This is a genomic window from Mesorhizobium sp. M1342 (assembly GCF_040317955.1).
Lineage (GTDB): Bacteria > Pseudomonadota > Alphaproteobacteria > Rhizobiales > Rhizobiaceae > Mesorhizobium.
Genome location: NZ_JAMYLI010000042.1, coordinates 13,951 through 26,217, shown reverse-complemented (window position 1 = coordinate 26,217; position 12,267 = coordinate 13,951). Strand labels below are relative to the sequence as shown.

The window sequence follows — 12,267 nt, the reverse complement described above, 5'->3', positions numbered from 1 at the left end:
TTGCAGCCCGTGGTCCAATGATCGCGGGCTTTTCGTTTTGCTGTCCTGCCTTTACGGTTCGGGTTCTGAATCGAAAGGCTTCACATATGTCCGCAGTTTCCCCCGTCCTCGACCGTCTCGACAAGAATCTCGACCAGAGCCTCGAACGCCTGTTCGGCCTGCTCAGGATCAAGTCGATCTCCACCGATCCGGCCTATGCCGCCGACTGCCGCAAGGCGGCGGAATGGCTCGTGGCGGAGCTCAAGCTGATCGGCTTCGATGCCAGTGTGCGCGACACGCCCGGACACCCGATGGTGGTCGCCCATCACGATGGCCCGGCCGGTTCGCCGCATGTGCTGTTTTACGGCCATTATGACGTGCAGCCGGTCGATCCGATCGAATTGTGGGAAAGCGACCCGTTCGCCCCCGCGGTCAAGGAGGTCGGCCCGGATCACAAGGTGATCACCGGACGCGGCTCGGCCGACGACAAGGGCCAGCTGATGACCTTCGTCGAGGCCTGCCGCGCCTGGAAGCAGGTGCACGGCAATTTGCCTTGCCGCATCACCATCCTGTTCGAGGGCGAAGAGGAATCCGGCTCGCCCTCGTTGAAGCCGTTCCTCGAAGCCAATGCCGACGAACTCAAGGCCGATTTCGCGCTGGTCTGCGATACTGGCATGTGGGACCGCGACACGCCGTCGATCTGCGTCGGGCTGCGCGGGCTGGTCGGTGAGGAGATCACGGTGAAGGCGGCCGATCGCGACCTACATTCGGGCCTCTATGGGGGTGCCGCCGCCAACCCGATCCGCATCCTGGCCAAGGTGCTGGCCGATATCCACGACAAGGACGGTCACATCACCATTCCCGGCTTCTATGACGGCGTCGAGGAAACGCCGTCGCAGATCCTGAAATCTTGGGAGACGCTGGGCGAGACGGCCGAGACGTTCCTCGGGCCAGTCGGCCTGTCGATCCCGTCGGGCGAAGAGGGCCGCTCCGTGCTGGAGTTGACCTGGGCGCGGCCGACGGCCGAGTTCAACGGCATCATCGGCGGCTACACCGGCAAGGGCTTCAAGACGGTGATCGCGGCCGAAGCCTCGGCGAAGGTGTCGTTTCGCCTCGTACACAAGCAGGATCCCAAGAAAATCCGCGCGGCGTTCCAGAAATTCGTCAAGGAGCGGATTCCGGCCGACTGCTCGGTCGAATTCCATCCGCATGGCGGCTCGCCGGCAATCCAGCTTTCCTACGACTCGCCCTTCCTGGCCAAGGCCAAGGATGCGCTGTCCGACGAATGGCCGAAGCCGGCGGTGACGACGGGCAGCGGCGGGTCGATCCCGGTGGTCGGCGACTTCCAGACCTATCTCGGCATGGAATCGCTGCTGGTCGGGTTCGGCCTCGACGACGACCGCATCCACTCGCCCAACGAGAAATACGAGCTCAGCTCCTTCCACAAGGGCCAGCGCTCCTGGGCGCGGATTCTCGATGCGCTGACCCGCTGACGCGGCGTGAAAATCAACTTTCAGTTGATTTTTCAGCGGAACGCGGCGAGGACGGGCCACAAGACAAAGCGCTACAGCGTCCCTTGCGGGTCAAGGGACGCGCAAGGCTCGACCGGAGAAGACAATGGCCGATATCCGTTTCCACAAGCATGATCTGCCCGACCTCTCGCACTACAATGTCGGGGCAGTGGCCATCGACACCGAAACGCTGGGGCTCAATCCGCATCGCGACCGGCTGTGCGTGGTGCAGATTTCGCCCGGCGACGGCACGGCCGATGTGATCCAGATCGCGCCCGGCCAGAAGAAGGCGCCGAACCTCGTCAGCCTGCTGCGGAACCGCGGCGTAACCAAGCTGTTCCACTACGGACGCTTCGACCTCGCCGTGCTCTACAATGCGTTCGGCGTCATGCCCGAGCCGGTGTTCTGCACCAAGATCGCCTCGCGGCTGACCCGCACCTACACCGACCGCCACGGGCTGAAGGACATCTGCTTCGAGCTTCTTGGCGTCGGCCTCTCCAAGGCGCAGCAATCGTCGGACTGGGCGGCCGAGACGCTGTCGCCCGAACAGCTCGAATATGCAGCTTCCGATGTGCTCTATCTGCACCGGTTGCGCGATGTGCTTGCCGGACGGCTGGCGCGCGATGGGCGGATCAAGGAAGCCGATGCCTGCTTCCGCTTCCTGCCGACGCGTGCCAAGCTTGACCTGATGGGCTGGGACGAAGAGGATATCTTCGCCCATAGCTGACGGTCGTCGGCGCGCTCCGCGGCCGGTGAGCGTTTGGAACCGGATGCAGGCCGCCGCGTTCTGTCGGCTCAGTTTGTCGGTGCAATTGGGGGATGATGACATGGCGGACAGAAAGCCGATTGCGACCGCACCGACAGATGGCTCCAAGGTCTCCGTGACCTGGAAGGACAGCGACGGCGTCATCAACGAATCCATCGCGCAATATCGCGACGACGGCTGGTGGGTCTATATCGACAGTCACACGCAAAAGAAGGTCGAGCCGACCAGTTGGCGCCCTGCCGCAAGCGACGATGACGATCAATGATGGCGCCGCTGGTGAGGCCGGCCGCTTTCGAATAGCCTGAAGCCGTTGATATCGAGGCCGATTCGGAGCTTTCCGTTCCGCCGTCGTCCTCTTGCTCGGAGGAACTCTCTATGGGTGTCGAAAGCCTGCTCGTCTTCATCATCATCGGTGCCATCGCCGGCTGGCTCGCCGGTCTTATCGTTTCCGGCTTCGGCTTCGGTCTGATCGGCAACATCATTGTCGGTATCGTCGGCGCGTTCATCGCTGGCTGGCTGTTTCCGAGGATCGGATTTTCCATCGGCGGCGGCACTCTCGCCGCGATCATCCATGCCACAATCGGCGCCATCATCCTGCTGGTGCTGGTCAAGGTCCTGAAAAGAGCCTGAGGCTCGACAACGCAAAGAGCGCGCCATGAAACAGAATACGCTCTATCTCGTCATTGGCGCGCTCGTCGTCGTGGTCATTGCGCTCGGCATCTACGTCTATCGCGAGCAGACCAAACCCAAAGGCGTCGAACTCAAGATCGACGACAAGGGCATTTCGATCCAGCAGAACTAAGCCATGCGGGAGCGCGACATGGTTGCTTCTGACGCCCCGGAAGGCGTCGATCAGCCTGGGATTACCGTGGCGGAATGGGAGAGGCTGAACAGGCCGCCGAGGCGTGAGGCGCTGCTGCGCTATCATTGGCGGGTGTTTCGCTTTCTGAGGACATCCGCGCCGGTCAGCGAATTGCAGGGGCAAGAGCAGGTATTCCGTGATGCGGTCGTCGCCACCGTGGCCTTCAACCGGCCCGACGTGATCGAATGGCAGATCCACCTGGTGCGCCGATACCTTGCCGAGCACGAGAGCTACATCGTCTTCGACAACAGCAAGAAGGACGAGGCGAGGAAAGCGATCCGCGATCTCTGCCGTCGCCAGCATGTCCCCTATGTCGCATTGCCGAAGAACAGGCTGGTCGTCAGCAGATCGCACGGTCAAGCGCTCAACTGGATCGTGCGGAATTTCTTGCCTGGGTTCGGGCCGAAGCTTTTCGGCTTCATCGATCATGACATCTTTCCAACTGAACCATTTTCGATCCGCGACCGGATGAAGGGCAAGAGCCTCTACGGCAGCGTGCGGCGCGATACGCCGACACCAGGCGGCTGGTTCTTGTGGCCCGGCTTCTGTTTTTTCGATGGAAGCCTGTTGCGGCGGCGGCTGGATTTCGCCCCGAGCTACAAGTTTCATATGGATTCCGGCGGCGGCAACTGGCCGGTGCTCTACAGGTCGATCGACCCGGCGATGGTTCGGTTCGCTGAAAACAAATCGCTTCGCTTCGGCGCTGGACATGATCAATCCGAGGATTTTTTCATGGTGGTCGATGGCTGGCTGCACGTGACGAACGCCTCGAACTGGAGGCGACAGCCGGCTGACAGGGGCGAACACATTGTCGCGCTGTTGCGGCAAGCGGGCGGTCCCGACCAGCCGGACGTGAAGTTCGAGCCCATCTGAACGAGACACCGAACAGCGTGGTGGCAGTGACCTGCAAAGAGCGGACGCTGGCCTTTTCGCTGCCCAACCCCAAGGCCGGCATTCGAACACGACTTAACCCGCCTTTAAACCGCCGCATCTACTCTTCAACCCGAACGCCATAGGCATCGGGGATATCAAGCACAGCGCATGGCGAACCGCAGGGACAGTCGCATCGAACCCAGTTTCGAGGGGCCGCCGCAGGCGCGGTCCTCGGCGGGTCTTTCGGTGAACGAGGAGGATCGCGTCGTGCCGAGCAATCGCAAAGCCTCCGCAAAACGCAAGCCGGCCAAAGGGAAATCGTCGCGGGTCAAGCGCGGCAGAAGCCGGCGCGGCCTGTTCGGCGTGCTCGGCCGGCTGTTCTACTGGTGCTTTGTGTTCGCCATCTGGGGCGGCATCGCGGTGGCCGGCATCGTCGTCTACTATGGCGCCAAGATGCCGGCGGCGACGACCTGGTCGATTCCCGACCGCGCCCCCAACATCAAGATCGTCTCTGCCGACGGCCAATTGCTCGCCAATCGCGGCATGAGCGGTGGCGAGGCCGTCGGCCTGCATGAAATGTCGCCCTATATACCGGAAGCCGTCATCGCTATTGAAGATCGGCGCTTCTACTCGCATTTCGGTATCGACCCGATCGGGCTTTCTCGCGCCATGGTCACCAATGTGCTTGGCGGGCATTTCTCGCAGGGCGGTTCGACGCTGACCCAGCAATTGGCGAAGAACCTGTTCCTGACACCCGACCGCACGCTGGAGCGCAAGGTGCAGGAAGTGCTGCTGGCGCTGTGGCTGGAGCACAAGCACACCAAGGACCAGATCCTCGAAATGTACCTCAACCGGGTCTATTTCGGTTCCGGCGCCTATGGCGTCGAGGCCGCCTCGCGCCGCTATTTCGGCAAGAGCGCGCGTGACGTCACCCTGTCGGAAGCCGCATTGCTTGCCGGCCTGTTGAAGGCGCCGTCGCGGCTGTCGCCGGCACGCGATCCGAAGGCCGCCGAGGAACGCTCGCAACTGGTGCTTGCCGCCATGCGCGACGAGGGAAAGATCAGCGCCAAAGAACTGACCTCGGCAATGAGCGCGCCGGCAACGCGTGCGCCGTCCTACTGGACCGGCTCGGAGAATTACGTCGCCGATACCATTATGGAGGAACTGCCCGACCTGATCGGCGACGTACGCGGCGACATCGTCATCGACAGCACCGTCGACCTGAACCTGCAAAAGCTCGCCGAACAGTCGATCCGCAGGCTGATCGACGACAGCGGCAAGAAGCTCAACGTCAGCCAGGGCGCCCTGGTGTCGATCGACGATTCCGGCGCGGTGCGCGCCATGGTCGGCGGCTACGACTATTCGACGAGCCAGTTCGACCGTGCTTCGGAGGCACGTCGCCAGCCGGGCTCGGCGTTCAAGCCGTTCGTCTATATGGCCGCGCTCGAAGCCGGTCGCACGCCCGACAGCATCCGCAACGATGCGCCGATCAAGATCGGCAATTGGACACCCGACAATTACGGCGGCAAGTATTTCGGCAAGGTGACGCTGGCCACCGCGCTGGCCAAGTCTCTGAACTCGGTGGCCGCGCAGCTGACCATGGAGGTCGGGCCGAACGCGGTAGTCGAGGCGGCCCACCGCATGGGCATCCAGTCCGACCTGATAGCCAACACCTCGATCGCGCTCGGCACTTCGGAAGTGACGCCGCTGGAGCTGACCTCGGCCTATGTCCCATTCGCCAATGGCGGCTACAAGCCCGACATCCACTTCATCCGGCGCGTGACGACCACCGAGGGCAAAGTGCTTTACGACAGCGGCGGCGGCAGCGCGCCGCGCGTCGTCAAGCCTGAGATCGTGGGCATGATGAACTCGATGATGACGGGCACGGTTGAGATCGGCACTGCCCGGAAAGCGGCTTTCGCCTGGCCATCGGCCGGCAAGACCGGCACCAGTCAGAATTCGCGCGACGCCTGGTTCGTCGGCTACACCGCCAACCTCACCACCGGTGTGTGGTTCGGCAATGACGATGGCAGCCCGATGAAGAAGGTCACCGGCGGCGCACTGCCGGCGCAGGCCTGGCACGAGTTCATGGTTGCGGCCCACGAGGGTGTGCCGGTGCGGCCGCTGCCCGGCACCTGGAAATCGACGCCGGCCGACACAATCGTCCCCGACGAGATCCCCTCGGCGAACAACACGGCGCCGGTTCCGTCAACGTCGGTCGGCCAGCAGGTTCCGGCGCGGCCAGCAGCGCCGGTTGCCCAAGCGCCGTCCCGCGCAGCCCGTCCCGCCCAAACCGTCGATGCCGATGGCCTTTCCATGCCGGAGGATGACGGCGCCACCGCATCGATCAAGCACCCGGTGCCGCCAGGCGACGTCGGCGGTCCGCGCAAAAAGCGGCAGACCTCGATCCTCGACCTCCTTGGCGGCTGATCCGATCCGCTAATTCCGTGGCTTGGCGCTGCCCAATTTCTTGCTGTCAAAGGTCAGTTTGTCGCTGTGAATCTTGCCATCGCGGACGGTGAGGTGCTTGGCGCAGGAAAGCGCGCCGGACGACTTTGTCATCAAGTCATACATCAGCAGCGCCTGGTGATCGTCGCCGAAAGCAGCGATCATGCGCACACCGGTCACATCCTGTGAAAGTTTGGTCAGGCCCTTCAGGTAGGGGGCCTTGCCGGTCGATTGCTGCATCGGCCCATCAAAAACGACGTCGTCGGCGACATAGGATGCTGCCTTTTCGAGGTCGTGGCCTGTCCACGCCTTGGTGAAGGCGGTGGCGATGTCGAGGGGTGCTGTCTGTGTCATGGCTCTGTCCGATTGATTTGATGTGAAACCCCGCACCCTTGTCCTGCACTCCCCGAACCAACGGCGAGTTGGCTTCCCGGTTCCTCCTTTGACGTGAATGGTGACATTTCGGCCTCTCGCCACCTCGGCGGCGTTCGGCTACATCTGCCGGCTGGAGACCCTGAGATGACTGAACTCGACACCAGAAAGACCATCGTGCTGACCGGCGCCAGCCGCGGCATTGGCCACGCCACCGTCAAGCGTTTTTCGCGCGAGGGCTGGCGCGTCATCACCTGCTCCAGGCAGGCTTTCGCCGAGGACTGCCCGTGGCCGGCCGGGCCGGAAGACCACATCAAGGTCGATCTCGCCGATCAGGAGGATGTCGGCATCGCCGTCTCCGAAATCCGCCACCGGCTGGAAGCGCATGGCGGCCAGCTGCATGCGCTGGTCAACAATGCCGGCATTTCGCCGAAGCTCAAGGACGGCAACAGCCGCATGGATTCGATCGACACGCCGATGCATGTCTGGCGCGACGTGTTCCAGGTCAATTTCTTCGCGCCGATCATGCTGGCGCGCGGCCTGTTCAAGGAACTGGCGGCGGCCAAGGGCTCGATCGTCAACGTAACCTCGATCGCCGGAACCCGCGTGCATCCCTTCGCCGGCACGGCCTACGCCACATCGAAAGCGGCACTCGGCTCGCTGACGCGCGAGATGGCACATGATTTCGGCCCGCACGGCATCCGCGTCAATGCCATTGCGCCCGGCGAGATCGACACCGCGATCCTGTCGCCGGGCACTGACAAGATCGTCGGGACCATCCCTCTCAGGCGCCTTGGCACCACGGCGGAAGTCGCCGACATCATCTTCTTCCTGTGCTCGCAGCAGGCGTCCTACGTGACCGGCTCGGAAATCCACATCAATGGCGGCCAGCACGTGTGACAAAACAGGATGCTCATCCTGTTATGGTGAGAACGGCCTTGCCGCTGAAGCTGCGCTGTCGCAGTGCGTTCAGCGCTTGGGCGCTGTCTGTCCACGGCACGGTCAAGGCCACGCGCGTTTCGAGCCGGCCGGCTGCGACCAGAGCGAGCAGCGAGGCGATGTCCTCGCCAATGCCTGGACCAGACGTGTAGTACGCGAAAGTCTGAAGCCTCGCCCCTTCGTGATCCGGAACGAACTGGCGAAATCCAATGGGCGTCAGTTCGCCGCTGCTCGAACCGAACATGACGATGGTCCCGCTAGGTGCGACGCGCTCGATCGCGTGAGCGAGGCTTTTGCCGCCCACCGACTCCGTGATCAGCGAGAACGGTCCCTCGGCCAGATCGATCGCTTCGACAACCTGCTCGGCTCCAAGGCCGCGGAGATCCTCGGCGTGCCGGGCGGCGGCGACAGCGGTCACGAATCCGCCCTGATGGCGGGCGAGCTGGATCTGGAAACGACCGACCGCACCGCTTGCGCCGGTGATCAAGACCTGCTGGCCGGCGAGGTCCCCGCCATGGCGTAGAGTCCTCAGCGCCGTCGTACCGGCGACCGGAAGCGTAGCTGCGGAAACGAAGCTGACGTCATCCGGCAGGACGGCGAGACGGTCGGTTGGGACTGCGATGCGTTCGGTCCAACCAGCCTCGTCGACCAACGCGACAACCCGGGCGCCGACGGTTGGCCCGGAACCATCGGCTGCTCTTCGTTCGACAATCCCCGCAATGTCCTGGCCGGGTATCCAACCCTTGGGGCGTATGGCAAGCAGGCGCAGTTCGCCGCGATTCAACGAAGTCGCGTGGACCGAGACAAGTGCTTCATTCGAGGCCGGTTGAGGCTCGGCGACGTCGGCGAGCCTCAACCCGGTCGCGTTTTCTGGAGAGATGACCAGGGCAAGCATGGGCGTACCTTGTTGCTGGCTTGTCGGTGCCAGCTTGCGTTGGAAAGCACTGCAAGCTGAGTACCCACGTAGGTAGCGGGCCATACCGCCGGGGGCGCGCAGCGTCACGAGATCAACCCTGCGCGAACCGAAGCCTATCGACTTTCGCGGTTAAAGAATTTAGCTATCGTGGCGTTTCATCGCTAATAACAGTCAATCATGAGACAGCCCCTCAGCTACCCCTGGCTCGATCTCGATGTGGATGACCCAGCCGCGCTGGCGATTGCCGTGCGCGTCGACATCCCCGACACCCGAGCGGAAGTCCCCGCCCATCGGCACCGCAAAGGCCAGCTCGTCTTCGCGCTCGGCGGCGGCGTCACATGCCGCGTTCCAAGCGGTCTATGGATGGTGCCGCCGCATTGCGGGGTGTGGATCCCCGGCGGCATGGAGCACAGCAATGTCGCAACCGCCAACGCCCGGATTTTTTTCGTCTACATAGAGCCGGGCGCCGCCGACCTGCCGGAGCGGTGCTGCACACTTTCGATCTCGCCACTGCTGCGCGAATTGATCATCGAGCTTTCCGATCGGCTGCAGGACGACGAGGCGAGGGGCGAGCTCTTGACCAAGATACTGCTCACCGAGTTGCCACGCATGCCTGTCCAGCAATTGCACCTGCCGATCTCATCCGAGCCGCGCTTGAACAGGATCGCCGAAGCGTTGGCGCAGGACCCCGCCGACCGCAGCACACTGGCGGAATGGGCCAATCGCGTCGCGCTCAGCGAAAGCAGCCTCGCCCGCCTTGTGACAAAGGAGACAGGGCTGAGTTTCGGGCGCTGGCGCCAGCAATTGCACTTGATCGTTGCAATTCGGGAACTGGCTTCCGGCAAGAGTGTCCAGCAGGTCTCGGGCGATCTCGGCTATGGTTCCGTTACGGCCTTCATCACCATGTTCAAGAAGGCGCTTGGGAAGCCGCCGGCCAAATACCTCAGTGGTATCGCGCAAAATGGCGGCTCTGCATTCGTGGCGTGATGCTCGCTTGAAAGGGTGGTCGAGCCGATCACGGTGCCAGCGTGCGAGAGTGCAGCCTGGGCTTTGGAACTCAGGCCACCGATGGCTCGGCGGTTTCGCGCCTCAACTCCGGTTTGGGACCGAGAACTTCTTCCACAATCCCGCGCGCAATCTCGCGTTCACCCATGATCACCGTATCGGCGCCCAAACCCTTGAGATGTTCGACCTCGGCGTCGGAATGGGCACGAGCGATGACGTTGATGCCAGGGTTGGCGGTGCGGGCTCGGAGCACGATCTGGCCGGCTTCGAAGGCATTGGGGATGGCAAGGATCAGCCGGCTGGCGCCTTCGGGATTGGCGGCGGCGAACACTTCGGCATTGGCCGCATTGCCGGCGACGGTCTCGATGCTGTCCGCTTTCAATTTCGCCAGCGTCTTGTCGGCGTCCTCGATGACCAGGAAGGGCATTGCCGCGTCTTTCAGCGCCGAGCCGACCAGGCCACCGACACGGCCGTAGCCGATCAGGATAGCATGGCCGGTGAGTGCCGTCTTTGGAGGCGGGCCGTCCTCCTTTTTCGTCGTTGCCGCGACAGAGGCTACCTGGCCCGGCTCCGTCGCCGGACCAACCGGTTTTGCCTCGACCGGTGGTGCCGTCCTGGCGGCGCGCCGTTCCAGCCACGGCTTCATCCAGTCGATGGCCAGGAACATCAGCGGGTTGAGGACAATCGACAGGATCGCACCGGCCAGAATGAGGTCGCGGCCCTGTTCCGGCAGCAGCTTCAGCCCGACGCCGAGTTCAGCCAGAATGAAGGAGAATTCGCCGATCTGGGCAAGGCTTGCCGAAATTATCAGCGCCGTGGCGATGGGATAGCCGAAGGCGACAACGATGGCGAATGCGGCCAGTGATTTGCCAATGACGATGATGGCCAGCGTCGCCAGGATCGGCCAGCCATTGCTGATCAGGCTGAACGGGTCGAACAGCATGCCGACCGAGACGAAGAACAGCACGGAGAAGGCATCGCGCAGCGGCAGCGATTCCTCGGCGGCGCGGTGGCTGAGCTCGGACTCGCTCATGATCATGCCGGCGAAGAAGGCGCCCAGCGCCAGCGAGACACCGAATAGTTTTGCCGCACCGAAGGCGACGCCGAGCGCGATGGCCAAAACCGCCAGCCGGAACAGTTCGCGCGAGCCGGTATGGGCGACGTAATGCAGGATCCAGGGAATGACCCGGCGGCCGACCACCAGCATGACGATCACGAAAGCGGCGACCTTGGCCAGCGTGATGCCGACGACGCCCCAGATGCCGTAGCTGGCCGGCAGCGACAGCAGGCCGCTCGCATGGGCGTCAGCCTGCTCCTGACCGCCGAGCACGCCGGCCAGCGCCGGCAGCAGCACCAGCGCCAGCACCATGGCCAGATCCTCGACGATCAGCCAGCCGACGGCGATGCGGCCGCGCTCGGTCTCGATCATCCGCCGTTCCTGCAGGGCACGCAGCAGCACCACGGTCGAGGCCACCGACAGCGCCAGGCCGAACACCAGCCCCGCGCCCATCGACCAGCCAAGCATCCAGGCAAGACCGGCGCCAAGTGCGGTGGCAAAGCCGATCTGGACGATGGCGCCCGGCACGGCGATGGCACGCACCGACAGCAGATCCTTGAGCGAGAAGTGCAGCCCGACGCCGAACATCAGGAGGATGACGCCGATTTCGGCCAGTTCGTTGGCAAGGCCGGCATCGGCGACGAAGCCAGGCGTGTTCGGCCCGACCAGCACGCCGGCTACGAGATAGCCGACCAGCGGCGGAATGCGGAAGCGATTGGCGAGAGCCCCGAAGACGAAAGCCAGCCCCAGACCGGCGACGATGGTGGCGATAAGGGGCGTGTCATGCGGCATTGTCTATGGAGCGCCTTTCAAAAACAGCGATGTTGGATGAGCGCCGCCCAAAGCCGCCGCCTGTTTGCAATATGGTGGATGGTATGTCGGCGATGCAACCCGCAAAGCCATGAAATCGACGGCGCTGCCGCAAATATTTGACCGGCAGCCGAGAAAGCTGCCGGTCAAATCGGAATTTGTGCGGTGCTATTCGTCTCGATCGGTCAGGGCCGATCGACAATGATCAGGCTGCCTGCAGCAAGGCCTCGATTTCCGGTATGGCATGGTTGGTCAATGTCTTGGGAATTTCGGCGGTCACCTTGTCCCCGACCTCCTTATGCAGCTTTTTGCGCATTGTCCCAAGCACCAGCGGCGGTGCGACGAGCACGATCTCGCTGAATTCGCCGTCATGCGCGAGCTTGTAGAGCCGGGCGGCGATTTCATCGGCGAAACGCTCCTTGCCGATGCGGTGCCAGTCCGTATCCTCGACTGCGCTGCGGTGTACGGAGGGACCATCATTGTATCGGCCCGGGCTGTCACTGCCTTGCTCGCGGGTGGGCGGGTTGTCCTGCTGCATTTCCTGCACCACCTCGAGATTCGGATATTTGTTGTCGCCGGCGTTTCGGAGGAAAAGCGCCTTCTCGCCATCGGCCACCATGACCCAGATACCGTGCTTGAGTATGATTGTGTTCATGATGACAGGCTCCTTTTCAGCCGCGTGGTGGCCTTTCGTGGCGTTCCGCAGCCGGGGTTTCGATCCGATATGAC

The 12,267-nt window shown here is 63.1% G+C and carries 13 protein-coding genes; 9 read left to right on the top strand and 4 right to left on the bottom strand.

The window, feature by feature from the left end:
• Positions 1 to 86: 86 nt before the first annotated feature.
• The 7 genes from NKH06_RS29755 (at position 87) to NKH06_RS29725 (ending at position 6,421) form a co-directional block, all read left to right on the top strand.
• Positions 87 to 1,472, top strand: a complete 1,386-nt coding sequence (locus NKH06_RS29755) for a M20/M25/M40 family metallo-hydrolase (protein WP_352894893.1) — start codon at positions 87 to 89, stop codon at positions 1,470 to 1,472.
• Between the two features lie 124 nt (positions 1,473 to 1,596).
• The gene (locus NKH06_RS29750) at positions 1,597 to 2,217 is read left to right on the top strand and encodes a ribonuclease D (RefSeq protein WP_031213535.1); all 621 of its coding nucleotides are present in this window, start codon (positions 1,597 to 1,599) and stop codon (positions 2,215 to 2,217) included.
• Positions 2,218 to 2,317: 100 nt separating this feature from the next.
• Positions 2,318 to 2,521 (top strand): hypothetical protein, encoded by a 204-nt coding sequence (locus tag NKH06_RS29745; RefSeq protein ID WP_013529550.1) that lies wholly within the window; start codon positions 2,318 to 2,320, stop codon positions 2,519 to 2,521.
• 110 nt (positions 2,522 to 2,631) lie between these two features.
• A complete protein-coding gene (locus NKH06_RS29740) occupies positions 2,632 to 2,886 on the top strand; it encodes a GlsB/YeaQ/YmgE family stress response membrane protein (protein ID WP_013529551.1) in 255 nt (84 codons plus the stop codon).
• Positions 2,887 to 2,911: 25 nt separating this feature from the next.
• Positions 2,912 to 3,058: a hypothetical protein gene (locus NKH06_RS29735; RefSeq protein WP_013529552.1), complete on the top strand. Its 147-nt coding sequence runs from the start codon at positions 2,912 to 2,914 to the stop codon at positions 3,056 to 3,058.
• A gap of 18 nt (positions 3,059 to 3,076) precedes the next feature.
• A complete protein-coding gene (locus NKH06_RS29730) occupies positions 3,077 to 3,991 on the top strand; it encodes a hypothetical protein (RefSeq protein WP_352894890.1) in 915 nt (304 codons plus the stop codon).
• A gap of 168 nt (positions 3,992 to 4,159) precedes the next feature.
• Positions 4,160 to 6,421, top strand: a complete 2,262-nt coding sequence (locus tag NKH06_RS29725; protein ID WP_352554976.1) for a transglycosylase domain-containing protein — start codon at positions 4,160 to 4,162, stop codon at positions 6,419 to 6,421.
• 9 nt (positions 6,422 to 6,430) lie between these two features.
• On the opposite strand, the gene NKH06_RS29720 is transcribed toward NKH06_RS29725, so the two are convergent.
• Positions 6,431 to 6,793, bottom strand: a complete 363-nt coding sequence (locus NKH06_RS29720; RefSeq protein ID WP_128303226.1) for a nuclear transport factor 2 family protein — start codon at positions 6,791 to 6,793, stop codon at positions 6,431 to 6,433.
• A 165-nt stretch (positions 6,794 to 6,958) separates the two neighbouring features.
• Here NKH06_RS29720 and NKH06_RS29715 point away from each other — a divergent pair, with 165 nt between their 5' ends.
• Entirely contained in the window at positions 6,959 to 7,711 is a 753-nt protein-coding gene (locus NKH06_RS29715; RefSeq protein ID WP_352440850.1) for an SDR family NAD(P)-dependent oxidoreductase, read from the top strand.
• Positions 7,712 to 7,724: 13 nt separating this feature from the next.
• On the opposite strand, the gene NKH06_RS29710 is transcribed toward NKH06_RS29715, so the two are convergent.
• Positions 7,725 to 8,645, bottom strand: a complete 921-nt coding sequence (locus NKH06_RS29710; RefSeq protein WP_352440933.1) for a zinc-binding dehydrogenase — start codon at positions 8,643 to 8,645, stop codon at positions 7,725 to 7,727.
• Between the two features lie 198 nt (positions 8,646 to 8,843).
• On the opposite strand from NKH06_RS29710, the gene NKH06_RS29705 reads away from it, so the two are divergent.
• On the top strand, positions 8,844 to 9,653 hold the full coding sequence (locus NKH06_RS29705; RefSeq protein WP_023812512.1) for an AraC family transcriptional regulator: 810 nt from the start codon (positions 8,844 to 8,846) through the stop codon (positions 9,651 to 9,653).
• 70 nt (positions 9,654 to 9,723) lie between these two features.
• On the opposite strand, the gene NKH06_RS29700 is transcribed toward NKH06_RS29705, so the two are convergent.
• Both NKH06_RS29700 and NKH06_RS29695 read right to left on the bottom strand, forming a co-directional pair.
• Positions 9,724 to 11,520, bottom strand: coding sequence for a cation:proton antiporter domain-containing protein (locus NKH06_RS29700; protein ID WP_352610164.1), 1,797 nt, complete (start codon positions 11,518 to 11,520; stop codon positions 9,724 to 9,726).
• A gap of 223 nt (positions 11,521 to 11,743) precedes the next feature.
• A complete protein-coding gene (locus NKH06_RS29695) occupies positions 11,744 to 12,193 on the bottom strand; it encodes a baeRF12 domain-containing protein (RefSeq protein WP_352894886.1) in 450 nt (149 codons plus the stop codon).
• Between the last annotated feature and the right edge of the window lie 74 nt (positions 12,194 to 12,267).

What these genes read in the sequence shown, in the direction of transcription:
- NKH06_RS29755 (WP_352894893.1), top strand. Translation starts at nt 87, where the DNA reads ATGTCCGCAGTTTCCCCCGTCCTCGACCGTCTCGACAAGAATCTCGAC.
- NKH06_RS29750 (WP_031213535.1), top strand. Translation starts at nt 1,597, where the DNA reads ATGGCCGATATCCGTTTCCACAAGCATGATCTGCCCGACCTCTCGCAC.
- NKH06_RS29745 (WP_013529550.1), top strand. Translation starts at nt 2,318, where the DNA reads ATGGCGGACAGAAAGCCGATTGCGACCGCACCGACAGATGGCTCCAAG.
- NKH06_RS29740 (WP_013529551.1), top strand. Translation starts at nt 2,632, where the DNA reads ATGGGTGTCGAAAGCCTGCTCGTCTTCATCATCATCGGTGCCATCGCC.
- NKH06_RS29735 (WP_013529552.1), top strand. Translation starts at nt 2,912, where the DNA reads ATGAAACAGAATACGCTCTATCTCGTCATTGGCGCGCTCGTCGTCGTG.
- NKH06_RS29730 (WP_352894890.1), top strand. Translation starts at nt 3,077, where the DNA reads ATGGTTGCTTCTGACGCCCCGGAAGGCGTCGATCAGCCTGGGATTACC.
- NKH06_RS29725 (WP_352554976.1), top strand. Translation starts at nt 4,160, where the DNA reads ATGGCGAACCGCAGGGACAGTCGCATCGAACCCAGTTTCGAGGGGCCG.
- NKH06_RS29720 (WP_128303226.1), bottom strand. Translation starts at nt 6,793, where the DNA reads ATGACACAGACAGCACCCCTCGACATCGCCACCGCCTTCACCAAGGCG.
- NKH06_RS29715 (WP_352440850.1), top strand. Translation starts at nt 6,959, where the DNA reads ATGACTGAACTCGACACCAGAAAGACCATCGTGCTGACCGGCGCCAGC.
- NKH06_RS29710 (WP_352440933.1), bottom strand. Translation starts at nt 8,645, where the DNA reads ATGCTTGCCCTGGTCATCTCTCCAGAAAACGCGACCGGGTTGAGGCTC.
- NKH06_RS29705 (WP_023812512.1), top strand. Translation starts at nt 8,844, where the DNA reads ATGAGACAGCCCCTCAGCTACCCCTGGCTCGATCTCGATGTGGATGAC.
- NKH06_RS29700 (WP_352610164.1), bottom strand. Translation starts at nt 11,520, where the DNA reads ATGCCGCATGACACGCCCCTTATCGCCACCATCGTCGCCGGTCTGGGG.
- NKH06_RS29695 (WP_352894886.1), bottom strand. Translation starts at nt 12,193, where the DNA reads ATGAACACAATCATACTCAAGCACGGTATCTGGGTCATGGTGGCCGAT.